Consider the following 24995-nt stretch of genomic DNA (forward strand, 5'->3'; position numbering starts at 1 on the left):
GGTTCACCCCTGGTCGCGCAGCGTGCGGATCCGGGCAAGCAGCGCTTCGGCCCGATCCCGGCCCTCGGCGACCTCCTTGAGCCGCTTGCCGACCACGGCGAGCTGCTTCGCCCGTTCCTGGGCGCCCATCTTGATGGCCTTGTCGACTTCCTTCAGTTCGGCCTCGATCGCGTCGATGCGCCGGCCGAGCGCTTCGTCGAGGGCCAGCGACAACTGCTGTTCGGCTTCGATCAGCTGCTCGGCGACGAGCTGGTCCAGGGTGGACCGGGCGTCCGCGATCGATTCGACGAGCCACTGCTTCAGGTGCTGCTTGTCGGCCGCGTGCCGCCGGGTCCGCGCCATCCACCAGCCCGCGCCGAGGCCGATGATGATCGTCGCCGGGAGCACCACCGGGTTGAGGATCGCCACCCCGGCCAGCGGCAGCGCGGCGACCTTGCCCGCGCCGACCCCGCCGGAGACCCCCATGAACACCAGCAGCTTGTCCTCGGCGGTCGGCGGGCGCTTGTCCGGCGGCCGCAGCACCACGGGCGGCCCGCCGGCGCGGGCGAACTGGGCGCGGATGACGTCGAGTTCCTCGGCCGAGAACAGTTCGGCCAGCGCGACGTTGGTGACCTGGTTGAGCCGTTCGGCCAGCGCGACCGAGACCTGGTGCGAGATGCTCTGCAGCGCGAGGTCCACCTGCTGCGGCAGTTCGGCGAGCTGGTCGCGCTTCGCCGCGTCGATCCGCTGCCGGAAGTGGGCCTGCGCGTCACGCATCTGGCGGGCGCCCTCGTGCCCGATCTCGACCCGGGTCCGCTGGATCTCCCCGCGGAGCTTGAGCTGCCACCCGCGGGTCGACGACCGGCGCTCGGCGGTCAGGACGTCCCGGCGCTCGCGCAGCGATTCGGCCTCGGCCTCGCCCGAGGACAGCGCGCGGCGCTCGCCGAGAAGTTTCGTGTGCTGCTCGCCGAGCGCGCTGGACAGCGCCCGCAGCGTATTGGCCTCGCCGAGCATCGCCGACCGGCCGACGAGCAGTTCCTGCAGGGCGCCCTGCAACTGGGCCACCCCGGACCGTTCCCGCAGCATGGCGGCGGCCTGCTCGTTCGGTGCCTTGGCCGCCATCTCGAACATGCGCGCGGAAACCGGATGGATCATCGCGTCGGCGAACCGGGGCGCGTGTTCGGCGAGCAGGCGGCGGTCGGCTTCCAGGATCTCCCGCCAGCCGCGGAACTGATCGGTCTTCGACAGCGCGAACAGCACGGTCTCGACCCGGTCGCCCATGTTGCGCAGGAACTGCAGTTCGGTCGAGGTGAAGGGGGCGGAGGCGTCCACCACGAAGAGCAGGGCGGTCGCGTTGGCCGCGGCCTCCATCGCGAGCTCGCCGTGCACCGAGTCCAGTCCGCCGACTCCCGGAGTATCCACAATGGACAGACGTTCCAGGAGCGGGATGGGGCCGCTCACCTCGACGTACCGCGGCGGGAGCTGGCCTTCCGGCAGCTCGTGCGACGCGGACACCCAGCGGACGAGTTCCTCGAGCGGAACCGCGACCGGCGCGAGCTGACCGGGATAGCACGCCTGCGCGGCCCACTGCTCGGCGTGCGCGAAGGCGAGGTAGGTGGCGGTGGCGACGTCCGCGTCGACCGGGGACAACCCCGGCGTGGCGAGCAGGGCGTTCACCAGCGAGCTCTTGCCCCGGTTGGTTTCCCCGACCACGACCACCGACGGCAGTTTCGGCCGGGTGCGGCGGATGTCCTCCACCCAGGCGGCGGCCCGCGGATCGGCGTCGCGCAGCAGCGCGAGCAGGGCTTCGCGGGCCTGTTTGACCTGGGCGGGCAGGCCGAGACCGCGGACCGAGGAGGGGGCGCTCACAATTGTGAAACCCTAGCCCAATCTGCTCGCGCGCAGCGTGTACACCGTGACAATCGGGGCCCGCAGCAGGCGGTCGCCCTCGGCGAAGCCGACCACCTCGGTCTCCGCGACGACCCCGTCCAGCGCCGCGTCCTCGGTCTCCACCGCGCCCCCCGCTTCGTGCCGGGCCGGGTCGAACCGCTGGCCGTCCGGGCGCAGCGCGGTCACCCCGATTCCGGCGAGTCCTTGTTCGATGCGCTCGACCACCCCGCCGCTGCGCGCCCGATCCAGCGCGTAGAGGCAGAGCTGGATCAGCGCCTGGCGGTCGGCCAGCGCCTGTTCGAGGGAGCCGGGACCGGCCGGGGCGAGTGCGGGTACGGGTTCCACACCGGGTTTCGACGCGCCGGTGTCCGGATCGGTTCCGGGTTCGCCCGCTTCGGATTCCGCTTCGGTCTCGGCGGCCAGTTCGGCGATGACCCTGGCCGGGATCTGCCCGGTCGGCTCGTCGTCCGGATTCTCGTCCGGCGCGTCCCTGCGGAACCACGCAGCCACCCGTCACCGCCCCTGCAGGAATCTGGTCAGGACCAACCGAAGTATGGGCAGTTGCCCGGAGAGTGTGAAGTCCGGGTCCATGCTCGCCCGCGAGTACAGCGCGTCGACGAGCGTCACGATCCAGGTCGCGGCCGTGGCGGGGTCGAGGTCCTGGTCGATCCGGTGCTGCGCGGCCGCCCGCCGGAGCAGTCCGGCCAGGCCCTCGCGCAGGGCGTGGTCGTTGCGGGTGATCAGCGCGGCGAACTCGGGGTCCCGCCCGGCTTGCGCCACGGCCTCGACCGCGAGCCCGGCCACCGCGGGATCGGCGAGCGGGGCGGTCAGGAAATCGACCAGGTCCAGGATCGCCGCCCACGGGTCCGCGGCGTTCCCGGCTTCCGCGATCTTCCGGGCGGTCTCCTCGCCGTCGAGTTCGAAGACCGCCCGGAAGATCGCCCGCTTGCTGGGGAAGTAGTGGAACAGGCTGCCCGTGCTGATCCCGGCCGCGGTGCGGATCTCGGCGGTCGTGGTCTTCTCGAAACCCTTGCGCGCGAAGCAGACCGCGGCCGCCTCGACGATGTGGCGGCGCCGGGCCTCGTGCCGGACCGGATCGACGGTGCGCACGCGCTAGTTCTGCTTGGCCAACCGGTAGTACTGGCGCTTGTTGTCGTCGCGCACCACGACGCCGAGCTTGACCAGTTCGCGGCGCATCTCCGCCGCCTCGTCGGTTTCGCGCTTCTCCTGCGCCCGCTTGCGGGCCTTGAGCAACGCGTTCGCCGAACCCGGGAGATCGGGGGTGTCCTCGACCCAGAGCTTGTACTCGCCCGCGTACGGATCGCCGCCGTCGTGCCACGGATACCCGTGCTCCCGGAAGACCTCGCGCAGCCGCTCGTTGTTCATCTCCCAGGTTTCGCGGGCCAGTTCCTCACCCGACTCGCCGAGGAACACGAGCTTCTTGCCGTCGAGGAAGACCGAGCTGATCGCCGGGCGCTCGAGGTGGTTTTCGGTGTCCCCGCGCTTGAGGCCGACGCGCTCGGCGGAGATGGTGACGAAAAGCCGGTCCTGCGCCCAGAAGAACGCGAACACCAGCCCGGCGATCACACCGATGGCGATCGCGCCGAGGGTCCGCGCCGGTTCCGGGATCGAGTTGTACAGCTTGAGCGGGCCCTCGAAGGGAACCCAGGGCAGGTTCACCACCCAGCCCGCGAGCAGCCGCAGCAGGTAACCCGCCACGGCTCCGAGCACCGGGCAGATGATCCACGAGCCGATCTGCACCCACTTGGGCTCCGCCACGGTTGTTTCTGTTCCGGCCTGACCCGTCATCTGCGTCCCCGAACTGTCGGCCTGCATAGGGCCCCATTATTAGACCGCGCGCTCGGGCTAACAACCCGGGGTCGGGGTGGCACTGGGCGTAGCCAGTCAGTTCTCGCGGAGTTGTTGCCAGATGAGGAAGTAGGCGCGGTGCACGACGTGCGCGACGCGGCTCTGCGCGGGTGTCGCGCCGAAGGAAGCGAACGAGCGCCACCAGCCCGCGCGCTCCAGCGCGAAGGCCGCGAGTTCGGGGCGGGGGCGGCCGGGCATGCCCAGCTGGGCGCCGAGATCGGCGTTGCTGCCCACCCGCAGGACCTCTTCGACCAGGTCCTCGGGCATGTCGACCGCGCCGGAGGCGACCAGGGTGAGCGCCTCCAGCAGCCGGAGCTGGTGCGCCTCGGGTTTGGCCAGCAGCACCTCGATGGCGTCGTGCACGCGCTGGCGCTCGGCCGGGTCGCCGGACGCGTGCGCGAGCGCGGTCACCGAGGCGAGCGCGGCCGCCGCCTTGATGCCGTCCGCGCGCGCGGCGAACACCACGTTCAGGCGCGCCCGCACGGCGGCCAGGCCGGAGGCGTCGAGCAGGGTGCGGCGCAGGGCCCCCGCGGTGATCCGCGGTTCCGCCCGGATCGCGGTCACCGCCCGGCGAACGCCGTAGAGGTCGAGTTTCTCCAGCAGCCGCAGCCGGGTCCCGCTCGGCACCTCGCATTCCCAGCTGGTGAAGATGTCCGCCGAGAGCAACATCGTGTCCAGGATGTCGTCGTCCAATGTGGACAGTTGGCGGAGGGCTTCGGCGTCGGCCGAGGTGAAACCGCCGGACTCGGCGGATTCGGCGATCAGCCCGATGACCGGGAGCACGTCGGCCACCCGCGGTTTGAGCGTGGCGGCCTGCTTCTCGGCGAGGATCCGCGCGGCGGCCCACACCGGGTCCTCCGCCCCGTCGGCGCCCTCGACCGACTCCGGCGCGATGGTGTCCGCCTTGTTCAGCACGGCGATCGCGTTCACCGGGCCCGCCTCGCGGCTCGCCGTGGCGGCGGTGAACGCGGCCAGCGCCTGCTGGTCGTCGGCCCGGATGCCCTGGGTGACCACGTAGAGCACGGCCTCGGCGCCGGCGACCGCGTTGCGGGAGGTGTCGTCGAGCTCGTCGGAGCCTTCCTCGTCCTCGTCGTCCGCGCGGTGCTTGGCGGCGCCGAGCAGCTGCTCGGTCCGGGAGACCGACGCGGCGTCCAGCGAGCCGAGGCCCGGGGTGTCGATCACGGTCATGCCCTGCAGCACGGCGTTGGTCAGGTAGGCCTCGATGTGCGAGACCTCGGCGATGTCCACGCCCAGCTCGGCCGGGATCATCCCGTCCGGCGCGAACGGCAGCACCTGCTTGCGGCCGTCGTTGAAGACGACCTCGATCCGGTCGACCGTGCCGTACTGGAAGCGGGTGACCAGGCGGGTGCACTCGCCGACGTCGGTCGGCGCGACCCGGCGGCCGATCAGCGCGTTGACCAGGGTGGACTTCCCGGACTTGATCCGGCCGGCGACGGCCACCTGCAGCGGCGCGCCGAGCCGGCGCATGACCTCGGCGAACCCGGCGGCCGTGCGCGCGGAGACCTGCGGCTGCAGGCGCCGGCACAGGTTGGCGACCGAGACCGACAGCGGGCCAGCGAGGTGGCCCTGCTCCGTGGCTGCCGTCACGAGTCCGTGCCCTCCCGTCGAACCGCGTCCTTCCCCGGCGTGAATCGTGCCATGAGTGTCATCCTCCGGTCGCACCCAGCGTGCTACCGCCGGGCGACGCGGGACCGGCGGCGCCGGACATAGGCTGCTGGCGTGCGACGGCTGAGTCTCTGGATGCGGGCGCACCCGATGGTCGGCGACAGCCTCATCGCGGTGACGCTCGCCCTGTTCGACCTGCTGTTGCTGGTCGGAGACGCGGTCGAGGATGAACCGCCGCTGCCCGCCTGGTACGTCACGCTGCCGCTGGGCATCGCGATCGTGACGCCGCTGGTGTTCCGGCGGAAGTACCCGCTGACGGCCGCGTACCTGGTGCTGCTGGTCGGGGTGCCGCACAGCGTCCTGAAGCTCGGGGTCGCGAGCTTCCTCGGCGGGGCGATCATGGTGTACACGGTGGTCGTCTACGCCGGGCGGCGGCGCGGCGCGCTCTACCTCGTCGCGACGTTCGTGGTCAGCGGCGTGCAACTGATGCTGGACACCCCGAACGACCTGCCCGCCGAGGCGCTGATGCTCGGGCTGACCCTGGCGTTCTGCTGGGTGCTCGGGGAGTTCGTCGGCGCGCGGCGCGCGTACCACGCGGAAGTGGAGGCCAGGTTGCACCTGCTGGAGACCGAACGGGACCAGGCGACCCGGCTCGCCGTCGGCGAGGAACGCGGCCGCATCGCGCGCGAACTGCACGACGTGGTGGCGCACGCGGTCAGCGTCATGGTGGTGCAGGCGGACGGCGCCTCGTACGCGATCCGGTCGAATCCCGAACTCGCGGAACGGGCGGTGCGGACCATTTCCGAGACCGGGCGGGAGGCGCTGGCCGAACTGCGGCGGCTGCTGGACGTCCTGCGCAACGACCACGCCCAGGGGGAGCCGCGGGTGCCGCAGCCGGGGGCCGATTCGCTCGCCGAACTCGCCGACCGGGTCCGCGCGGCGGGGGTGCCGGTGCGGCTCGACCTGGAAGGCTCGCTGACCGGGCTGCCCGCCGGGGTGTCGCTCGGGGTGTACCGGATCGTGCAGGAATCGCTGACGAACACGCTGAAACACGCCGGCCGGGGCGCGCGGGCCGAGGTGCGGATCCGGCAGGACGGGGAAGTGGTGGACGTCGAGGTCACCGACGACGGCGGGGGCCGCTCCCCGGCGCTGATCCCGGCGACCGGGCCGATGCCCGGCGGGAACGGGCTGATCGGGATGCGGGAACGGGCGCACGTGTTCGGCGGCTCGCTGGAGGTGGGCCCCCGACCGGGTGGCGGGTGGCGGGTGCACGCCACGTTGCCGGTTAGGTTGGCGCCGTGATGCGGGTTGTGGTCGTGGACGACCAGGAGTTGATGCGGGTCGGGTTCCGGATGGTGCTGAGCGCCCAGCCGGACATCGACATCGTCGGCGAGGCCGGGGACGGCGAGGAGGCCGTGCGGCTGGCCGCGGAAACCCGGCCGGACGTGGTGCTGATGGACGTGCGGATGCCGGTGCTGGACGGGGTCGAGGCGACCAAGCGGATCGTCGACGCCGGGACCGCCCGGGTGCTGGTGATGACCACGTTCGACCTGGACGAATACGTGTACGCCGCGTTGCAGAGCGGGGCGAGCGGGTTCCTGCTGAAGGACACGCCGCCGGACCACCTGGTGTCGGCGCTGCGGGCGGTGGCCAGCGGGGACGCGGTGGTGTCGCCGAGCGTCACCCGGCGGCTGCTGGACCGGTTCATCGGCGCCGGCGGGCGGCCGTTGCGGGACGAATCGGTGCTGAGCGCGCTGACCGACCGGGAACGGGAAGTGCTGGTGCTGATCGCCAAGGGCATGTCGAACCTGGAAATCGCGGAAACCCTGTTCCTCTCCGAAGCCACCGTGAAAACCCACGTGGGCCGGATCCTGTCGAAACTGAACCTGCGCGACCGGGTGCAAGCCGTCGTCCTCGCCTACGAAACCGGCCTCACCCGCCCCGGCCTCACCTAGCCCCTCCGCCGATCCCGAAAGTGCGCGCGCTTTCGGGCCAGCTGGTCGCGCACGAGGTCCACCACCCCCGCCGGGTCGCCGTAGAGCTGGTCCTTGGTGACCACGACGAAATCCCAGCCGACCGCACGCATTCTCGCTCGGCGCTCGGCGTCCAGCCTCGGTTGGTCGCCTTCGCCGTGCCATTCCCCGTCGTACTCGACCGCGAGCTTGCATCGAGGAAAGGCCAGATCCAGGCGACCGAGGAACAGACCCCGCTCATAGACCTCGAACTGCACCTCGGGTTCTAGCCCGCCGAGCCGAAGCCAGACCCTCAGTTCGGATTCGGGAATCGACTCCGCGCGGGAATCGGCCAGCTCCAGTGCCTTGCGCGCACGAACCACGCCGTGGTCGTGGCGCCGTTTGACGAACGTCGCGAGGGCAGCCAGGTCCACGGCTCCGCCGCGCACGAGCACGTCCAGCAGTCCGACTACGCGGGGCAGCGATCTGTGCAGCCGAGTGTTGATCAGGATGTCGAAGGCCATGCGCAGCGGTGTGGCCAGGCCGATGTCCCGCCACGGCTCGCTGTCGATATCGGGATACTTGGTTCGCCGGATGTGCATGCCGCGCTGGGCGATGAACCTCGCCCGCTCCGGCACGATGAATTCGACCGGCTCCCGCTCGGTCACCAGACCGAAACCCCGCACCACGGCGGCCGAACATCCCGTGAGCACTGCGTCCGGTGGCGCGACCAGTGCCGCCGCCGCACAGCGCAACTCATGAGTGAGTGGAATTCCTGCCGGTACGTGGACCCGGTGGAAAAGCCGTCGGAACAGCGGAGAGTAGAGCTGTTCCTTGGACAACCAACCCTCACTGACGGCTTGCCCGCCGAGGAAAGGGCCAGTCAAGTCGCCGGGATCGAGAACATCTGTGCGAGCCACGTAATTCAGCATGCCGGTAGACCCTGACCAGAATCCCGGACCAAGATCATCAAGCCCTGAGTTGTCCACATCCGGCGACGCCTGTGGATATCCGAAAGTGGCGGCACTTTCGGGAAGGAGGAGCCCGAAAGTGCCGCCACTTTCGGGGTCAGCGGTAGGGCGACGGGTCGGTGGTGGCGGGGTTGAGGCCGCGGTCGCGGACTTCGGTCATCCAGCGGCCGAAGTCGGGCTGGGAACCGTCGACGTCGGTGAAACCGTATTCGTGCATGAGGGTCCACGAGGCGAGGGTTTTCCCGGCGAAGCGGGAGACCTCCGGATCGGCCGCCAGGGCGGCGACACCGCGGCCCAGGTAGGACGGGGTTTCCGAGATCGCGAAATCGGGGCCGTGCGGATTGCCCGGATCGGTCACCGCGTCCCGCCAGTTCTCCTCGGTGACCCCGAAATGGTCCAGCATGAACTCCGACCGCAGGAAACCCGGGGTCACGGTCAGCCCAGTGCACCCGTGCTTCGGCAATTCCGCGCCCAGTGCCCGGCCGATCGCCCGGATGCTGCACTTGGCCAGGTAGTACGGGATCCCGGCACCCACGTAGTCGTCGTTGTCGCCGTCGGTGACCTCGATGACCAGCCCGCCCGGCCGCCGCACCACCAGCGGCAGCAGGCGGTGCAGCGCGATCAGATGGGTGTCCACCGCGTTGCGGACCACCAGCAGCGCGTTGTCGAGTGAGGACTCCCAGTACGCCGAATCGAAGTCGACGAACGGATCCCCGCCCCACACGTCATCGACGAGCACGTCCAGCTGTCCGTCTACTTCGGACTCGATACGATCCCGCAGGGAGTCCACATCGGACACCGAGGTGAAGTCGCAGCGCACCGCGATCCCGCGTCCGCCCGCCGCGTCGACCAGTTCCGCGGTGTCCTCGATGGTCTCCGCTCGCTTCATCGGCGACCCCGCCGACCGGGTGGTCCGCCCGGTGACGAACACCGTCGCCCCCGCCCGGCCCAGTTCGACCGCGATCGCCCGGCCGCAGCCCCGGGTCGCCCCGGTGACCACCGCGACCTTGCCCGTCAGATCCTTGTTCACCGCTCGGTCCCCATTCTCAGCGCCAGCCCGCCAGCACCGCGTCGATGTCTTCTTCCAGCCGGTCGACCAGGGGGCCCTCGGGCCGGATCGACCAGTCGATCGCGACCCCGTTGATCACCGACAACAGCGCACGCGCGGCCCGGTTCACCGGCGGCGCCCCGGGCAGCTGCGCGGCCCGCACGAGCACCCGCAGTTCCCGCTCCACCGCGGTGAAGTGCTCGCCGAGCAGCGCCCGCAGTTCGGGATCGCCGATGTCCACCCCCAGTTGCCCCAGGTGGTTCGCCGCCGTCTCCGCGTCCCCGAGCAGGTCGTATACGCAGACGAGCGCCGCCCGCAGCCCGGCCACCGGACCGTCCGGATGCTCGGCCAGCGCCCGCATCCGCTCGACCACCTGCCGGGTGTTCTCCCTGCTCAGCGCCCGCAGCAGGCCCAGTTTCGAACCGAACCGGTGGGCCACGGTGCCGACCGCGACCCCCGCCTCCTCGGCGACCTGCGCGAGCGTGAACCCGGGCCCGTGCCGGCCGATCACCTCGCCGGTCGCGGTGAGCAACCGCTCGTCGGTGATGCTGCGTGGTCGCGCCATGGAGTTATTGAAGCACCGTTCATTAACTTCGGCAAGCCGGGGGTGACCCTGGTCGCACCCGCGCCGGGGATCAGGGTCTATTCAGGGTCATCACCGATCGCCTACCGCCGGAAAATGGCCCAAAGTACTACCCGAGTCGGGGTGAAAGTTCGGCCTGCAGGATGACGCGCTTCCACCTGTGAATCCGAAAAGATGACGTCAGTCGCAATGAATCGGCATCGGCGCCACGCTCAGTAGGACACCGATCCACCACGCGTCACCGCGGGGGAGAAACCGCAGCCAGGAGGAGACATGATCGAGGCGGCAGGCCTCACTAAGCGGTATGGCAAGACGCTGGCGGTGAACAATCTGTCGTTCAGCGTTGAAGCCGGTCGGGTGACCGGTTTTCTCGGCCCGAATGGCGCCGGAAAATCGACAACCATGCGCATGATTCTCGGTTTGGACAATCCCACTTCCGGGCATGTGACGATTGCCGGAAAGCGCTACCACGAACTGAAGCACCCGCTGCGCACGGTCGGCGCGCTGCTGGACGCGAAGTGGGTGCACCCGAACCGCTCGGCGCGGGCGCACCTGGCGTGGATGGCGAAGTCGAACAAGCTGCCCGCGCGCCGGGTGGACGAGGTGCTGGAGACCGTCGGCCTCACCTCGGTGGCGGGCAAGCGGGCCGGGGGCTTCTCGCTGGGCATGTCGCAGCGGCTGGGGATCGCCGGGGCGTTGCTGGGGGACCCGGAGGTGCTGCTGTTCGACGAGCCGGTCAACGGCCTGGACCCCGAGGGCATCCTGTGGATCCGGAAGTTCATGCACCGGCTGGCCGACGAGGGCCGCACGGTGTTCGTGTCCAGCCACCTGCTCTCGGAAATGGCGCTGACCGCCTCCCAGCTCGTGGTGATCGGCAAGGGGCAGCTGATCTCGCAGAGCAGCACCAAGGACTTCGTCGCCCGGGCGGCGGAGAACACGGTGAAGGTGCGCAGCCCGCAGCTCGACCAGCTGGCCGGTGCGCTGCGCTCGGCCAGCGCGGGCATCACCCCCGACCCCGAGGGCGGCCTCGTCGTGTCCGGATTGGACAGTGAGAAGATCGGCGAACTGGCCGCCAACAACGGCATCGTGCTGCACGAGCTGAGCCCGCAGACCGGCTCGCTGGAGCAGGCGTTCATGCAGATCACCGGGGACGCCGTCGAGTACCACACCGGACTGGAAGCCGAGGCCACCCAGGTGCTCGCGCCCACCGGCCGCTGACCAGCCAGGAGATTCGAGAAGACCATGACTCTGCTCGCAGTGGAACGCATCAAGCTGTTCACCACCCGATCGCCGTGGTGGTGCGCGCTCATCGCGCTGGCGGTCACCATCGGCTTCGCCGCGCTCATCACCGGCACCGCGGACAGCGGCGCCGGCACGGTCGCCAGCACGCAGTTCGGCTACCAGTTCGGCCTGCCGGTCATCATGGTGCTGGCCGCGCTCGCGGTGACCACCGAATACCGCTTCAACACCATCCGCACCACCTTCCAGGCGGTTCCGAACCGGGCCGCGGCGCTGCTGGCCAAGACCGGTGTCGTCGCCGCGCTCGCACTGGTCATCGGCGAGCTGTCCGCCTTCGGCTCGTGGGGCATCGCCAACGTGATCAAGCCGAACGCCGACTTCGCGCTCAACAGCGCGGCCGAATGGATCAACGTGGCCGGGGTCGGCGTGGTCTACGCGCTGGCCGCGGTGATCGCGATCGCGGTCGGCGTCCTGGTCCGGCACAGCGCCGGCGCCATCGCGCTGCTGATGATCTACACCCTCGCCGTGGAGAGCCTGGTCCGGCTCATCCCCAGCGTCGGCGACGACATCTACAACTGGCTGCCGTTCAACGTGGCCAACAAGTTCCTCACCGGCGACGGCGCCGCCCGGGGCGCCGAGATGGACGGCCCGCCGCTGTCCACCTCGACGCTGAGCCCGGCCTGGGCGCTGGCCTACTTCGCCGGATTCGCACTGGTCATGCTGGCCATCGCGATCGGCGTCGCGAAGAAGCGCGACGCGTGAGAGACCACCACAGGGAAAACTCCGGAGACCGTCGCGAAAAACGGGGAGCGGCAACCACCGGATAGGGGAAAGAAGGCCCGGGTCGCCTTTCGGGGGGCGACCCGGGCCTTACCCGTACGAGCATTCGCCCTCCGCCGCCGGGGCTGGAAGGATGCGGACATGATCGAGGCAACCGGGCTCACCAAGCGCTACGGCAGCACGCTCGCGGTGGACGATCTGTCGTTCACGGTGAACGCGGGGCGGGTGACCGGGTTCCTCGGCCCGAACGGCGCCGGCAAGTCGACCACCATGCGGATGGTCCTCGGCCTCGACCGCCCGACCGCGGGGCGCGTGCTCATCGACGGCAAGCACTACCGGCAGCTGCGCGATCCACTTCGGACGGTCGGCGCCCTGCTGGACGCCGGGTTGCGCCATCCCGGCCGCTCGGCCCGCGATCACCTCCGCTGGATCGCCGCCACGAACAAGATCCCCCGGGCCCGGGTGGACGAGGTGCTGCACCTGGTCGGGCTGAGCGGGGTGGCGAAGAAGAAGGCGGGCGGGTTCTCGCTCGGCATGCTGCAGCGGCTGGGCATCGCGGTCGCGCTGCTGGGTGATCCGCGGGTGCTGCTGTTCGACGAACCGGTCAACGGGCTCGATCCCGAGGGCATCCGGTGGATCCGCGAGCTCATGCACGCGCTGGCCGACGAGGGCCGCACCGTCTTCGTGTCCAGCCACCTGCTGTCCGAGATGGCGCAGACCGCGCAGGACCTGGTGGTGATCGGCAAGGGTCAGCTGATCTACCAGGGGACGACCGAGGACTTCATCGCCCGCGCCACCGAGCACACCGTGCGTGTGCGCAGCCCGCAGCTGGACGCGCTGCGCACGGCCCTGACCGAACGCGACGCCGAGTTCCGCGAGGAGGACGGCGCCCTGCTGGTGTCCCATTTGGACAGTGACGAGATCGGCGAGCTCGCCTTCGCGGCGGGCGCCACGCTGCACGAACTGAGCCCGCAACGGGGATCGCTGGAGGCGGCCTTCATGCAACTCACCGGGGACGCCGTGGAGTTCCACACCGGGGAGGTCGTCCGATGAGTTTGCTGACCGCCGAGCGGATCAAGCTGTTCAGCACCCGGGCGCCGTGGTGGTGCACCGCGATCGCGATCGCCGCGTCGCTCGGCTTCACCGCCCTGTTCGTCGGGCTGTCCGGCGAAGAGGTCAGCATGTCCGTGGCGAACACCCAGGTGGCCGCGTCCTTCGGCCGCACGGTGATCCTGGTGCTGGCCGTGCTCGCCGCGTCGACCGAGTTCAACTGGGGCACCATGCGCATCACCTTCCAGGCGGTGCCCAGCCGGAAACCCGCACTGCTGGCCAAGGGCGTGGTGGTCGGCGCCTGGTCCGCGCTGGTCGGGCTGGTCGTCGGATTCGGCGCGTGGCTGATCGGCACGCTGCTCGCCCCGGACGTCGACCTGGCGCTGAACAGCGGCGCGGACTGGCGCGCGGTGGCCGGGCAGGCCCCGCTCTTCCTGCTCACCGGGCTGCTCGGGGTGGGCGTCGGCCTGCTGCTGCGCAACACCGGCTTCGCGCTCGCCGTGGTGCTCGTGTGGACCCAGCTCGTCGAGGGGCTGGTGCTCCTCATCCCCGGGATCGGGGACGACCTCTACAAGTGGATGCCGTTCTTCGCCGCGGGCCAGTTCACCGGCAGCGACTTCGCCATGTCCGCGATGAAGCTGGGCGACCTGCCGATGGGCCCGCTCGGCTACGGCCTGTACTTCGCGGCCCTCTGCCTGGCGCTGTTCGCCGCCGGGGTGCTGGTCACCGATCGCCGCGACTCCTGATCAGCTGTCCGATTTGCCCGAAGTAACGTTTCGCGAGATCAATACGACGTAACGTGTCGCAATACCGCAGGGCGGCGGATTAAGACCACGTTAAGACCGCGTGGGCCGCCTCACAGCGAGCGGACGCGCGGCCGTCACCAGGCGATATTCGAGGTATCGGAACGGAAACGAGCAATCCCGTCACGCAGCTCTACGGAGGTGACCCTTGACGGTGGATATCGGTCGAGAAGTCGAACGTCCCGCGGTCCGGCCCAGTCTGCCCCGGCCCCGGCTTGAGCCCATGGTCGGTCTGGAATGGTCGCAGGCGATCGAACTTCCCCGGATCGCGGCCACCGCGACCAAACCGTCCGAGATCCGCCAGGCCTGGGTGCACCGCGCGCCGGAGGACCACGTCCTGGCCCTGTTCCGCTCGATGAGCGCGGGCGGCGATCCCGTTCCCGCGCCGTGGTGGCTGCGGGCGGTCGCGAAGGGCGAACTGGAATCGCGGGACGACGGGTTCCGCGTCGAGGACCGGGTGGCGCAGCTGCTCAGCCGCCGGCCGGGCTGGGAGTACGTGCCGTGGGCCGCCGACGGCGAGTCCGGGTACTGGGAGTTCATGCCGTCCGAGCGGGGCCCGTCCGGGCACCGGATCCCGACCACGGTGCTCAACACCGACCGGCATCCGGGCTGGATCGACGTGCTGCCCGCACACAGCGGCACCACCCCGGCACCGATCGCGGTCGCCGGTCTGGCCGGGCTGCGCGCCCGGCTGGGGGAGTTCGAAGCCGTTCGCTGAGCCCCGGCTATCGTGCGACTTCCTGGGATCGAACGGGAAGTTGAGCGGGGTTTTGGAGAGCGAGCAGCGGCCGCGCATGCGCAGCGTGGTCAGTTACGTCCAGCGCGGCGGGCGGATGACCGTCGCCCAGCAACGGGCCTGGGACGAACTCTGGCCGTCGATGGGCTGGAAGGTTTCCGAACTGCCCCCGGGCCCGATCGATTTCGCGGACTGGTTCGCCCGCCCCGCGCCGGTGCTGCTGGAGATCGGCTCCGGGATGGGCGAGACCACTTCGCAGCTCGCGGCGGCCGCACCCGAGGTCAACTACGTCGCGGTCGAGGTGTACGAGGCCGGGCTGGGTCAGCTGATGCTGCGCGCCGAGCGGCTGCGGGTGCGGAACCTGCGCCTGCTCAACGGGGACGCGGTGGTGCTGCTGACCGAGCACATCGCCCCGGAGTCGCTGTCCGGGGTGCGGATCTTCTTCCCGGATCCGTGGCCGAAGAAGCGGCACCACAAGCGGCGGCTGGTGCAACCGGAGTTCGTGGCGCTGGTGGCGTCCCGGCTGGCGACCGGCGGGACCCTGCACCTGGCGACCGACTGGGAGCACTACGCGGAGCAGATGCTCGAGGTGTGCTCGGCCGAGCCCGCCCTGCGGAACCGGCATCCGGACTGGGCGCCCCGGCCGGGCTGGCGCCCGGTGACCAAGTTCGAGAGCCGGGCCCGGGAAGAGGGCCGGATCAGCCGGGACCTGATCTTCGAAAAGGTGTGAAGCCCCGGTCGCCCTCCCCCCGACGAGAGGGCGACCGGGGCGCGACCCCCTGGCCTATTCGTCCGCGAGTGGTTCGGAGCGGACGCGGTTGAGGGCGGGTGTGCACACCGACGCGGCGAGCACCGCCACCCCGACGCCGAGCACCACCGGCGCCAGGATCCACGGGCTCAGCACGATCGATCCCTGGTTGACCATGCTGAACAGGCCGAGCCCGACGAGCACACCGGTCACCCCGGCCCCGATCGTCGCGACCAGCGCGGGCAGCGCGGCCTCGGTGCGCAGCGCCCGGGCGAGCACCCGGACCGGCGTCCCGGCGGCCATCAGCGCGCCGAACGTCCGGCGCCGGTCCATCACCGAACCCGCGGTCGCGACGGCCGCGCTGCATCCGGCGAGCACGCCCGCGGCGACCAGCCCGATCACGGTGACCCGGCGCAGATCGGACAGCTGCGTCTGCTGGCTCTCCAGGCGCAGTTCCCGGCTCTGCACCTGGGCCCCGGCCGCGGCGCCGACCAGCGCGGTGCGCACCACCTCGCGGTTGGCGGCGGTGCTGGGCACGGCGACCGTGACGTCGTCCGGGACCACCCCGGCGGGCACCACGGACGGGTCGACGATCGCGGAACCGTAGAGCTCGGACGAACCCCGCGGGAGCTGGTGCAGCGGCGTGCCCACCGCGAGGGGCGCGCCCGGTTGCCCGTACCGCGCGCTCACCGACAGGTTCGACACGTTCAACGGGACCGTGCTGTAGACGCCCGGCCCGCCGCACGCCCCGGCGAGGTCGAACCGGGTCAGTTCGGCGGCCTTCGCGCACGGCATCACCAGGGCGCGCACGCTGGAGCCGTTGGTGTCGGTCACCGTGGCCTCGCCGATCGGCGTGGCGCGTTCGGCCAGGCCGTAGCGCGCGAGTTCGGCGTTGGCCTTGTCCACCATCGGCCCCGCGTGCGCCGCGTCGGTGTCCACGTAGAGCACCGAATCCTGGAAGGACCGGCCGCCGCCGGCCATGGACTCGAAACTGGGCAGCAGGGTCAGCGCCATCGATCCGGCGAAGACCGCGAGCACGACCCCGGCCGAAGCCCGGTAGGCGCCCTTCGGATCGTCGCGCAGCCGCCGCCCGGCCAGCAGCCCGGCGGGCCGGCGCCAGACGCGGACGAACGTGCCGCCGACCGCGGCGGTCACCCACGGGCCGACCACCGCCGCGGACCCGACCACGAGGGCCAGGCCGAGGAAGACGAAACTCGGGCCCCCGGCGCTCTTGGTGGTCGAGATGGCGAAGAAGAACACCAAACCGGCGGCGGGCAGGGCGAGCAGCCGCCACCAGTGCGGCGCCTTCGGCGCGTGCCGCCCGGCCGCGCCGAGCGGGGACCGGACCACGCGGCGCAGCCCGAGCACCCCCGCCAGCACCACCAGCACCGGGATGGCCACCACGATCGCCGCGGTGAGCGGGCCGGGCAGGGTGAAGTCGCTCGCCTGCCAGGTGCCGCCCGCCCACGGCACCAGCGTGGCCAGCCCGTGCAGGGCCGGGCTGATCGCCAGCCCGAGCAGCGCGCCGCCGACCGCGCTGAGCGCGGTTTCCGCGGCGACCATCCCGCTCACCTGGCCCGGGGTCGCCCCGGCCAGGCGCAACGCGGCGAGGCGGCGTTCCCGGCGGGCCGCGGTGAGCCGCGCGGACGAGGCCACCAGCACCAGGCTCGGCACCAGCAGGACGACCACGCCGACCCCGGCGAGCAGCTCGAGCAGCGGATCCGGTTCCGCGGTCCCGGTGCCGAACCCGGCGATCGGCATCCCGCTTTCCGGCATGTCCTCGGGCGTGTGCCCGACCAGCGCGACCAGCTGCTCCGGGAACTGGAGGGCGTCCGGGCCGAGCGCGCCGACCGGTTTCGCCCCGAAGCGGTCGGCGAGTTCGGAGCCGGGCAGGCCGTGCAGCCGCTTGCCGAGTTCCGGTGAGACCAGGACCTCGCCCGGTCCGGGGAGTTTCCCGATCCCCGGTGGAAGCTCCACTGTGGACGGATCGGCGACGGCGGCCACGTCGACCCGGGTGATCTTCTCGCCGTGTGAGTAGTCGCTGCTGGTGGCGTAGAGCAGCGCGGCCTTGTCCGGACCGGAGATCGAATGCGGCTGCTCCTGCCAGAGCGCACGCTGCGCGCGGGCCTGGGTGGCGAACGGCAGGCTCACCAGGAGCAGCACCAGACCGGTCGCCACCGCCACGCCGACCGCGGTCAGGATCGCCGAGGTACGGGTCCGCCGGTCGACGCGCAGCACCCGGAACGCGATCTTCAGGGCGTTCATGCGGCGACCTTGGTGGCGATGAGCCCGTCGCGGATGGCCACGGTCCGCGGCAGCGAGTCGGCGAGTTCGCGGTCGTGCGTCACGACGATCACCGCGGCGCCGGTGTCCGCGGCGGCGACCAGCAGCGCGTTCATGGTGTCGCGACCGGTCCGGGTGTCCAGGGCGCCGGTGGGCTCGTCGGCGAAGATCACCTTCGGCCGGTGGGTCAGCGCCCGCGCGATCGCGACCCGCTGCGCCTCACCGCCGGAAAGCTGGCCCGGGCGCCGGGTTTCCTTGCCGCGCAAGCCCAGCTTGCCCAGCCACTCGCGGGCGGCGGCGATGGACTCGCGGCGACCGGCGCCGCCGAGCAGCAGCGGCAGGGCCGCGTTCTCCTCGGCGGTCAGCTCCGCGACGAGCATCCCGGACTGGAACACGAACCCGAACTCGCGGCGGCGCAGTTCGCTGCGCTTCTTCTCGCCGAGCTGGTCGATCCGGCGGCCGGACAGGGTGATCTCGCCGGCGTCGGCGCGCAGGATCCCGGCGAGCACGTGCAGCAGCGAGGTCTTGCCGGAACCCGACGGGCCGACGATCGCGACCGCCTCACCCGGCTGGATGTCGATGTCGATCCCGGCGAGCGCGTGCTGGTCGCCGTACCGCTTGACCAGTCCGCGGCCGGAAAGTACCGGCGCCCCGGTCGGCCATGCTGAAGTCACCACGTTCTCCTTCGGTTTTTCGCTGGCGAATTGCTCGGGACGCAGCGTCGCCGAAACCGCGGAGTGTCCACTTCGGGCAGACGGCCATCAGGCGCGGGCGAAGGGTCGGCCGATCGGCCGACCCGCGGTGGCCAGGCGGCCAAGGTGCGCCCGCGCGGGAATCCTCTAACGTCACGGTGTGCCCGCCCCGAACGACGCCTCCGCACGGGTCAGCGCGATCCTGCGCTGGCTCGGCCTGTCCGGTGTCGTGTTGCTGGCCGCGTTCATCGTGGACCTGGCGATCCTGCTGCCCGCGAGCGTCGACGACACCGGTCCGCGCGGAGTCGATCTGGCGATGCTGCCCGGCATCGTCGCGATGTCGGCGTGCGCGCTGTGGGCGCGTTCCCGGGCGGCGGTCGCCGCGTTCGCCGGGGCCGGGGCACTGGTGGTCTCGACCGTGCTGATCCGGCTGTCCGACGCCGTTCCGTACACGCCGTTGCTGGCCAACATCTCGCTCGCCGAGACGGTGGCGGGGTTCGAACTGGTGTACCTGTGCGTGCGCCGGGTGCGGCCCGGGGTGGCGTTCTGCGCGGTGAGCTCGCTGGTGGTGGCCTGCCTGCTGGCGGTGGCCGGGCGGTCCGAGTACACGGAGCTGAACTCGGACAAGTTCACCATTTCGCTGGTGGCCGGGCTGGCGCTGCTCATCGCGGCGGTGGTGTTCGGGTTGCAGGGGCGGCGGCCGCATCCGAAGCAGAAACCCAACCGGCTGGCCGAACTCCTGCGCGGGCAATGGCCGCTGCTCGGCGGGCTCTCGTTCCTGCTGTTCTTCGAGCTGGCCTCGGCGGTCAACGGCGGGGTGCGGGCGTTCCCGCTCGTGCTGTGCTCGATCGCGGCCGCCGGGCTGGCGGTCCTGGCCTCGCGGCATCCGGTGCCCGCCGCGCTGGGTGTGTCGGCCGTGGTGTTCTTCTCGGCGGTGGGGAACGAGGTGCTCAACCTGGGCTCGCGTTACCCCATGCCGGGCGGGGTGCCGACCACGCAGATCGGGGCCGGGATGGCCGTGGTGGCGATCCTCGTCCGGTACGTGAAACCGGCGCGCGCGTGGTGGTGCATCGGCCTGCTGACGGCGGTCGTCGCGATCGCCTCGCTGACGAACGAGAAGTACGGCGGCCTGTCCACCATCCGGCAGAACTTCGTCGCGGCCAGCCTGCTGCTGGGGATCTCGGTGGCGGTCGGGATGTTCCTGCGCTCCCGGGACTCCGAGCGCGCGCAGGTGGTGCAGTCGGCGGTCACCGACGCGCAGACCTCCGAACGCATGGCGCTGGCGCGCGAACTGCACGACGTGGTCGCGCACCACGTGACCGGAATCGTGGTGCAGGCCCAGGCCGCGAAGATGATGGGCGGCAAGGATCCCAAGCTCGCAATGGACGCGCTGGACCGGATCGAGGACGCGGGCACCGAGGCGCTCGCCGCGATGCGGCGGCTGGTGCGCAGCATGCGCGGGGACGCGCCCGCCGGGAGCAGCGGGTTCAGCGAGCAGGCCACCACGGACCTCGCGGCCGACCTGCGGCGGCTGGTCGACGGCGCCAACCACGGCGTGCCCACCGAGGTCGACCTGGACCTGCCGCGGGCGGTGCCGCAGGAGGTGGCGCGTTCCGCGTTGCGGCTGGTGCAGGAATCGCTGACCAACATCGGGAAGCACGCCGCGGGCGCGCGCGGCGCGACCGTGCTCGCCGAGATCGCCGGGGAAGAACTGCACCTCCGGATCGACGACGACGGCCGCGGCCAGGACCAGCGACCGGCCGGTGGGTCGGGCGGCTACGGTTTGATCGGGATGCGCGAGCGGGTCGAGCTGCTGCACGGCCGGCTCGCCGCGGGGCCGGCGCCGGACGGCGGCTGGCGGGTCGAGGCGTGGTTGCCGCTGGAAGGAGTGGAATGATCCGGGTGCTGATCGCGGACGACCAGGACATGGTGCGCATTGGTTTCCGGATGATCCTCGACGCGCAGGACGACATCGAGGTGGTCGCCGATGTCGCGGACGGCGTCGCCGCGGTGGGCAAGGCGCGTGAGCTGCGGCCGGACGTGTGCCTGCTGGACATCCGCATGCCGGGCCTGGACGGCCTGGAGGTGACCCGGCAGCTGGCCGGCCCCGATGTCGCCGACCCGCTCAAGGTGGTCGTGGTGACCACGTTCGACCTGGACGAGTACGTGCACACCGCCCTGCGCAACGGCGCGAGCGGCTTCCTGCTCAAGGACGCCGGCCCGGCACTGCTGATCGAGGCCATCCGCGCCGCGGATCGCGGTGACGCGCTGGTCTCCCCGCAGATCACCGTGCGCCTGCTGAAACATTTCGACGGCGCCACCGCCAAACGGGACGTGCGGCCGCCGAACGAACCGCTCACCGCACGCGAACTGGACGTGGTCCGCGCCGCCGCCCGCGGCCTGACGAACACCGAAATCGGCGCGGAGCTGTTTCTTTCGCTGTCCACGGTGAAAACACATCTGGCATCGGTGCAGGGCAAGATCGACGCCCGCAACCGCGTGGAAATCGCCGCCTGGGCCTGGCGCTCCGGCCTGATGGACGAGAACTGAAACCCCACCCCCCACCACTCCCTGGGGGGCGACCCCACTCCATTTTATCGGGCCACGCCCCGGAAAAGGGGTGCGCGGGAAATCTGTGGACAACTCGACCCCGAGCAGGCCGCCTGTGGACAAAATCGATCCATCGCCGCGGACCGTCGCCGGAATCGGGCAGGATGGCCGCATGAACACCCGCCGACTCCGTGCCCCCATCGTTCTCCCCGCCGACCCGGCCTGCTCGGTCATCCGGGACGGCGTGGTGGACATCGACGACGACGGCCGGATCGCCTACTGCGGTCCGGCGGCCGGTGCGCCTTCCCCGGAGGGTGCGCTGGTCACCACCCTGCCCGGAATCCTGTTGCCGGGCTTGGTGAACACACACGCGCACAGCCCGATGACACTGCTGCGGGGGATGGGCGGCGAACTTCCGCTGCTGCGCTGGCTGCGGGAGGTGATCTGGCCCGCCGAGGCGAACCTGCGGCCGGACGACGTGCGGGTGGGGATGACCCTGGGTTCGCTGGAGATGTTGCGTCACGGCGTCACCACCAGCGCCGAGATGTACTTCCACGCCGAACAGATGACCGAGGCCGTGCTCGCCACCGGTGGGCGGGTGCTGCTCGGCTCGCCGATCATCGACCTGCCCGGCCTCGACTGGCACGCGATGATCACTGAGACCGAGCGCTGGATCGCGGCGGACGGATTGCGTTTCGGCCCCGGGGAACGCGTCGAACTGTCCTACGCGGCCCATTCCGCGTACATGCTGCCGGAGGAAGCGCTGCGGCTGACCGCCGAATCGGCCGCCGCGCGCGGGGCGCTGGTGCAGATCCACGTGGCGGAGGCGCCGGACGAGGACGCGCGCCAGCGCGCCGAGCACGGTTCGGTGCCCCTGCTGCTGGACAAGGTGGGCATGCTCGACGGCCGGATCATCGCGGCGCACGCGGTGCATCTGTCCGATGAGGACATCGCCCTGTTCGCCGCGCGGGGCGTGGGTGTCGCGCACTGCCCCGGGTCCAACGCCAAGCTGGCGTCCGGTATCGCGCGGCTGACCGACCTGCGCGCCGCGTCGGTCCCGATCGGGCTCGGCACCGACGGGCCCGCGAGCAACGACGATCTCGATCTTTGGGAGGAGGTGCAACTGACCGCGATGCTGGCCCGTCTGTCCACACAGGACTCCACGGTGCTCGGCGCGCGGGACGCCCTGCTGCTGGGCACCCGGGGTGGCGCGGAAGCGCTGGGGCGAAACGACATCGGGGCGCTCGAGACCGGCCGGTGGGCCGATCTCGTGCACGTCGACGTCGACGATCCCGCGTTCGCCACCGGGCTGGACGTACCGGACGAGCAGCTGCTGGCGAACCTGGTGTGGGGAGCCGGATCCCGCCGGGTGCGCGATGTCTGGGTGGCGGGGGAACAGGTGGTCGGCGAAGGCGAGTCGCTGCGGGTGGACCGGGACAAGGTGCAGCACGGCGTGGCCGAGGCGGCGGCGCGGATCCGCGGGTGACCGAGCCCGCGCTACCGCCGGTCGCTCCGGTGCGGGTGGTGCTGGACGCGCTGGCGGCGCGGGGCGCCGAGGCGGCGGTGGGTGGATCCGGCCTGCTCGCCGCGCTCGGGCTCGGCTCGGTGGTGCACGACTGGGACGTCACGACCGAGGCGCCGGCCGAGGTGGTGCGGTCGGCGCTGGGCGACACCGGGCTGACGTTCCGGCCGGACACCGTGCGCGACGGCCCCTACGCGACGCGGGAGCGGTTCGCGGTCGACGAAGGGCCGGTGGACGTGCTGGTCGGTTTCGCGATCCGGACGGCGACCGGCGTCGAGGCGCTGCCGACCCGGGTCACCGGGCACTGGCGGGGCCTGCCCCTGGCCGATCCGGCGGTCTGGGCACGGGCCTACCGGTTGCTCGGCCGCACCGCGAAGGCCGACCTGCTCGACGAGTGGCTCCGGGCGAACCCCGACCGCGCGCGCTGACCGTGGAACTCGGCGACGTCCGCTGGCCGGGATCGGTCGGGATCGGCGGGAGCGCGCCGGGTTCGCTTCGCCGCCGAGGGGGCCGGACCGCTCGTCACGCCGACATCGTTCGAGGTGGCCGGGTTCGGGCGAACCTCCGGCTAGCGGGCCGGGCGGGGGCGGAGCACGAGTTCGGTGAGGTGGGCGTCCGGGGTCGCGGAGACCGCGGCCAGGACGGCGGTGGCCACCGAATCCGGACGCAGGTACTGCTCCGGCGCGTAGTCCTTGCCTTCGCCCGCGATGATGTCGCGCTGCATCTCGGTGTCGGTGCGGCCGGGGAACACCGAGGTCACCCGCACGCCGTGCGGCTCCTCCTCGGCGCGCAGCACGTCGGCGAAGGCGCGCAGGGCGAACTTGCTGGCCGCGTACGGGCCCCAGCCTTCGCGGGCGGTCAGGCCTTGGCCGGAGTTGATCAGCACCACGTGTCCCCGGGCGGCGCGCAGCGTGGGGAGCAGCAGGCGGGTCAGCTCCACCACGGCGAGCACGTTGACCTCGTAGTTCTTCCGCCACGCCGCGGTGGGGGCCTGCTCGACCGTGCCGAGTTCGGCCACGCCCGCCGAATGCACCAGCACGTCCAGTGCGCCGATCTCGGCGGTCGCGGTGCGCAGCGCCTCGGGGTCGGTCAGGTCCACCGGCCACGGCCGCGCGCCGGGCAGTTCGGCGGCCCGTTCGGTGAGGGTGTCCGCGTCGCGGCCGCCGAGCAGTACCCGGTGGGTCGGTTCGAGGGCGTGTGCGACGGCGGCGCCGATGCCGCGGGTGGCGCCGGTGACGAGCGCGAGTGGGGTGTCCGCCATGGGACAAACCCTAGGCGGCCGCTTGACTCGCCGCTCTTCGCGGCATGAGATGCCCGAATGGACTCGACGAAGATCCAACCGGGCAACCGCGTGCTCGCCAAGGTCGCGCTGCGGATCATGCCGTTCCTGGCGCTGCTGTACTTCGTGAACTACCTCGACCGGGTCAACATCGGCTTCGCCGCGCCGAACGGGATGAACAAGGAACTGGGGCTGAGCGCGACCGCGTTCGGGTTCGCCTCCGGGGTGTTCTTCCTCGGCTACCTGGTGCTCGAGGTGCCGAGCAACCTCGCGCTGCACCGGTTCGGCGCGCGGCGCTGGATGGCGCGGATCATGATCACCTGGGGTGTGGTGGCCACGGTCATGGCGTTCGTGCCGAACGCGACCACGCTGATCATCCTGCGGTTCCTGCTCGGGGTCGCCGAGGCGGGCTTCTTTCCCGGGATCATCCTGTACCTGACCTACTGGTTCCCGGCGTCGCAACGGGCGAAGGCGGTGGCGCTGTTCATGGCGGCGGTGCCGGTGTCCACCGCGATCGGGTCCACGCTGTCCAGCCTGCTGATCGCGCACGGCCACGGCGTGTTCGGGCTGTCCGGGTGGCGGTTCATGTTCCTGGTCGAGGGCGTGCCCGCGATCCTGCTCGCGGTGGTGACCTGGTTCTACCTGACCGACCGGCCGGAGAAGGCGAACTGGCTCACCGCCGCCGAACGGGACTGGCTGGCCGCCGAACTCGACGCGGAGCGGCGCGCCACCGAGGCCGAGCACCACTGGCCGCTGCGCAAGGCGCTCACCCATCCGCGAATCCTCGCGCTGGCGTTCGTCTACTTCGGAATCGCCTACGGCCTGTACGCGCTCGGGTTCTTCCTGCCCACCATCATCAAGGGGTTCGCCGAGCAGTTCGGCACGAGTTTCACCACGACCCAGTCCGGGTTGATCAACGCGATCCCCTATGTGATCGGCGCGGTGGCGATGGTGCTCTGGGCGCGGCACGGGGACCGCACCGGCGAGCGGAAATGGCATGTCGCGCTGCCGATGCTGCTCGGCGGGGCGGCCATCCCGATCGCGCTGTACCTGGGCAATCCGTTCGCCGCCATGGTCGCGGTGACCGTGTGCGCGACCGGGGTGTGCGCCGCGCTGCCCACGTTCTGGGCGCTGCCGTCGAACTTCCTGTCCGGGGCGGCGGCCGCCGGCGGTATCGCGCTGATCAACTCGCTGGGCAACATCAGCGGATTCGCCGCGCCCTACCTCACCGGCTGGCTGCGGGACCTGACCGGCACGCAGCGCGCCGGGATGTGGGCGGTCGGCGGGTGCATGATCGCCGCCGCCTGCGTCGCGCTCGCCCTGGGCGCGAAACCCAAGGCGAGCGCGAGCCGGGAGTGACCGCGCCCGCCGCGCCCGAGCCCGCGGCGGGTGCGG

At 71.3% G+C, this 24995-nt stretch carries 24 protein-coding genes; 13 read left to right on the forward strand and 11 right to left on the reverse strand.

All coding sequences use genetic code 11. The features are described from left to right. Window positions 1–3 precede the first annotated feature (3 nt). The 5 genes from FXO23_RS00890 to FXO23_RS00910 all read right to left on the reverse strand — a co-directional run bounded on the left by FXO23_RS00890 (window position 4) and on the right by FXO23_RS00910 (window position 5346). Window positions 4–1851: a dynamin family protein gene (locus FXO23_RS00890; protein ID WP_425484828.1), complete on the reverse strand. Its 1848-nt coding sequence runs from the start codon at window positions 1849–1851 to the stop codon at window positions 4–6. A gap of 9 nt (window positions 1852–1860) precedes the next feature. After that, a complete protein-coding gene (locus FXO23_RS00895) occupies window positions 1861–2379 on the reverse strand; it encodes a nucleotide exchange factor GrpE (protein ID WP_179956637.1) in 519 nt (172 codons plus the stop codon). Window positions 2380–2382: 3 nt separating this feature from the next. Continuing rightward, complete coding sequence (locus tag FXO23_RS00900) at window positions 2383–2979, reverse strand: TetR/AcrR family transcriptional regulator (protein WP_158879545.1); 597 nt, start codon at window positions 2977–2979, stop codon at window positions 2383–2385. A 3-nt stretch (window positions 2980–2982) separates the two neighbouring features. Continuing rightward, window positions 2983–3648 (reverse strand): YqeB family protein, encoded by a 666-nt coding sequence (locus tag FXO23_RS00905; protein ID WP_218951866.1) that lies wholly within the window; start codon window positions 3646–3648, stop codon window positions 2983–2985. 126 nt (window positions 3649–3774) lie between these two features. Next, the gene (locus tag FXO23_RS00910; protein WP_158879547.1) at window positions 3775–5346 is read right to left on the reverse strand and encodes a dynamin family protein; all 1572 of its coding nucleotides are present in this window, start codon (window positions 5344–5346) and stop codon (window positions 3775–3777) included. A gap of 153 nt (window positions 5347–5499) precedes the next feature. Between FXO23_RS00910 and FXO23_RS00915 the strand changes: the two genes are divergently transcribed. Both FXO23_RS00915 and FXO23_RS00920 read left to right on the forward strand, forming a co-directional pair. After that, complete coding sequence (locus FXO23_RS00915) at window positions 5500–6666, forward strand: sensor histidine kinase (protein ID WP_425484829.1); 1167 nt, start codon at window positions 5500–5502, stop codon at window positions 6664–6666. Beyond that, the gene (locus tag FXO23_RS00920; RefSeq protein ID WP_158879548.1) at window positions 6663–7319 is read left to right on the forward strand and encodes a response regulator; all 657 of its coding nucleotides are present in this window, start codon (window positions 6663–6665) and stop codon (window positions 7317–7319) included. The genes FXO23_RS00915 and FXO23_RS00920 overlap by 4 nt, the downstream gene beginning before the upstream one ends. Here FXO23_RS00920 and FXO23_RS00925 read toward each other — a convergent pair. From FXO23_RS00925 to FXO23_RS00935, 3 genes are all read right to left on the reverse strand, one after another. Then, window positions 7316–8305, reverse strand: coding sequence for an endonuclease domain-containing protein (locus FXO23_RS00925; RefSeq protein WP_246256801.1), 990 nt, complete (start codon window positions 8303–8305; stop codon window positions 7316–7318). The two genes, FXO23_RS00920 and FXO23_RS00925, sit on opposite strands and share 4 nt — an antisense overlap. Before the next feature lie 79 nt (window positions 8306–8384). Next, window positions 8385–9305 carry an SDR family oxidoreductase gene (locus FXO23_RS00930; RefSeq protein WP_158880056.1) on the reverse strand — a complete coding sequence of 307 codons (921 nt, stop codon included), beginning with the start codon at window positions 9303–9305 and terminating at the stop codon, window positions 8385–8387. Between the two features lie 28 nt (window positions 9306–9333). Continuing rightward, window positions 9334–9900 (reverse strand): TetR/AcrR family transcriptional regulator, encoded by a 567-nt coding sequence (locus tag FXO23_RS00935; RefSeq protein WP_158879549.1) that lies wholly within the window; start codon window positions 9898–9900, stop codon window positions 9334–9336. Between the two features lie 291 nt (window positions 9901–10191). On the opposite strand from FXO23_RS00935, the gene FXO23_RS00940 reads away from it, so the two are divergent. From FXO23_RS00940 to trmB, 6 genes are all read left to right on the forward strand, one after another. Then, complete coding sequence (locus tag FXO23_RS00940; protein WP_158879550.1) at window positions 10192–11136, forward strand: ATP-binding cassette domain-containing protein; 945 nt, start codon at window positions 10192–10194, stop codon at window positions 11134–11136. A 24-nt stretch (window positions 11137–11160) separates the two neighbouring features. Further along, a complete protein-coding gene (locus FXO23_RS00945) occupies window positions 11161–11919 on the forward strand; it encodes an ABC transporter permease (protein ID WP_158879551.1) in 759 nt (252 codons plus the stop codon). Window positions 11920–12078: 159 nt separating this feature from the next. Further along, the gene (locus tag FXO23_RS00950; protein ID WP_158879552.1) at window positions 12079–12990 is read left to right on the forward strand and encodes an ABC transporter ATP-binding protein; all 912 of its coding nucleotides are present in this window, start codon (window positions 12079–12081) and stop codon (window positions 12988–12990) included. Next, complete coding sequence (locus FXO23_RS00955) at window positions 12987–13733, forward strand: hypothetical protein (protein WP_158879553.1); 747 nt, start codon at window positions 12987–12989, stop codon at window positions 13731–13733. Before FXO23_RS00950 ends, FXO23_RS00955 begins: the two co-directional genes overlap by 4 nt. A gap of 280 nt (window positions 13734–14013) precedes the next feature. Continuing rightward, window positions 14014–14508 carry a hypothetical protein gene (locus tag FXO23_RS00960; RefSeq protein WP_246256803.1) on the forward strand — a complete coding sequence of 165 codons (495 nt, stop codon included), beginning with the start codon at window positions 14014–14016 and terminating at the stop codon, window positions 14506–14508. Window positions 14509–14560: 52 nt separating this feature from the next. Continuing rightward, window positions 14561–15256: a tRNA (guanosine(46)-N7)-methyltransferase TrmB gene (trmB, locus tag FXO23_RS00965; RefSeq protein ID WP_158880059.1), complete on the forward strand. Its 696-nt coding sequence runs from the start codon at window positions 14561–14563 to the stop codon at window positions 15254–15256. A 54-nt stretch (window positions 15257–15310) separates the two neighbouring features. On the opposite strand, the gene FXO23_RS00970 is transcribed toward trmB, so the two are convergent. Both FXO23_RS00970 and FXO23_RS00975 read right to left on the reverse strand, forming a co-directional pair. Beyond that, window positions 15311–17539, reverse strand: a complete 2229-nt coding sequence (locus tag FXO23_RS00970) for an ABC transporter permease (protein WP_158879555.1) — start codon at window positions 17537–17539, stop codon at window positions 15311–15313. Next, a complete protein-coding gene (locus FXO23_RS00975; protein ID WP_179956638.1) occupies window positions 17536–18231 on the reverse strand; it encodes an ABC transporter ATP-binding protein in 696 nt (231 codons plus the stop codon). The genes FXO23_RS00970 and FXO23_RS00975 overlap by 4 nt, the downstream gene beginning before the upstream one ends. Window positions 18232–18409: 178 nt before the next feature. Between FXO23_RS00975 and FXO23_RS00980 the strand changes: the two genes are divergently transcribed. From FXO23_RS00980 to FXO23_RS00995, 4 genes are all read left to right on the forward strand, one after another. After that, on the forward strand, window positions 18410–20146 hold the full coding sequence (locus tag FXO23_RS00980; protein WP_246256805.1) for a sensor histidine kinase: 1737 nt from the start codon (window positions 18410–18412) through the stop codon (window positions 20144–20146). Continuing rightward, complete coding sequence (locus FXO23_RS00985; protein ID WP_158879557.1) at window positions 20143–20799, forward strand: response regulator; 657 nt, start codon at window positions 20143–20145, stop codon at window positions 20797–20799. The genes FXO23_RS00980 and FXO23_RS00985 overlap by 4 nt, the downstream gene beginning before the upstream one ends. Before the next feature lie 172 nt (window positions 20800–20971). Further along, a complete protein-coding gene (locus tag FXO23_RS00990; RefSeq protein WP_158879558.1) occupies window positions 20972–22285 on the forward strand; it encodes an amidohydrolase family protein in 1314 nt (437 codons plus the stop codon). Continuing rightward, window positions 22282–22749 carry a hypothetical protein gene (locus FXO23_RS00995; RefSeq protein WP_158879559.1) on the forward strand — a complete coding sequence of 156 codons (468 nt, stop codon included), beginning with the start codon at window positions 22282–22284 and terminating at the stop codon, window positions 22747–22749. The genes FXO23_RS00990 and FXO23_RS00995 overlap by 4 nt, the downstream gene beginning before the upstream one ends. 140 nt (window positions 22750–22889) lie before the next feature. Here FXO23_RS00995 and FXO23_RS01000 read toward each other — a convergent pair whose 3' ends face one another. Then, window positions 22890–23582: an SDR family oxidoreductase gene (locus FXO23_RS01000; protein WP_158879560.1), complete on the reverse strand. Its 693-nt coding sequence runs from the start codon at window positions 23580–23582 to the stop codon at window positions 22890–22892. A gap of 57 nt (window positions 23583–23639) precedes the next feature. Here FXO23_RS01000 and FXO23_RS01005 point away from each other — a divergent pair, with 57 nt between their 5' ends. After that, window positions 23640–24959 (forward strand): MFS transporter, encoded by a 1320-nt coding sequence (locus tag FXO23_RS01005; RefSeq protein WP_158879561.1) that lies wholly within the window; start codon window positions 23640–23642, stop codon window positions 24957–24959. The last annotated feature ends 36 nt before the right edge of the window (window positions 24960–24995 follow it).

It is taken from the genome of Amycolatopsis anabasis (genome assembly GCF_009765355.1).
GTDB lineage: Bacteria > Actinomycetota > Actinomycetes > Mycobacteriales > Pseudonocardiaceae > Amycolatopsis > Amycolatopsis anabasis.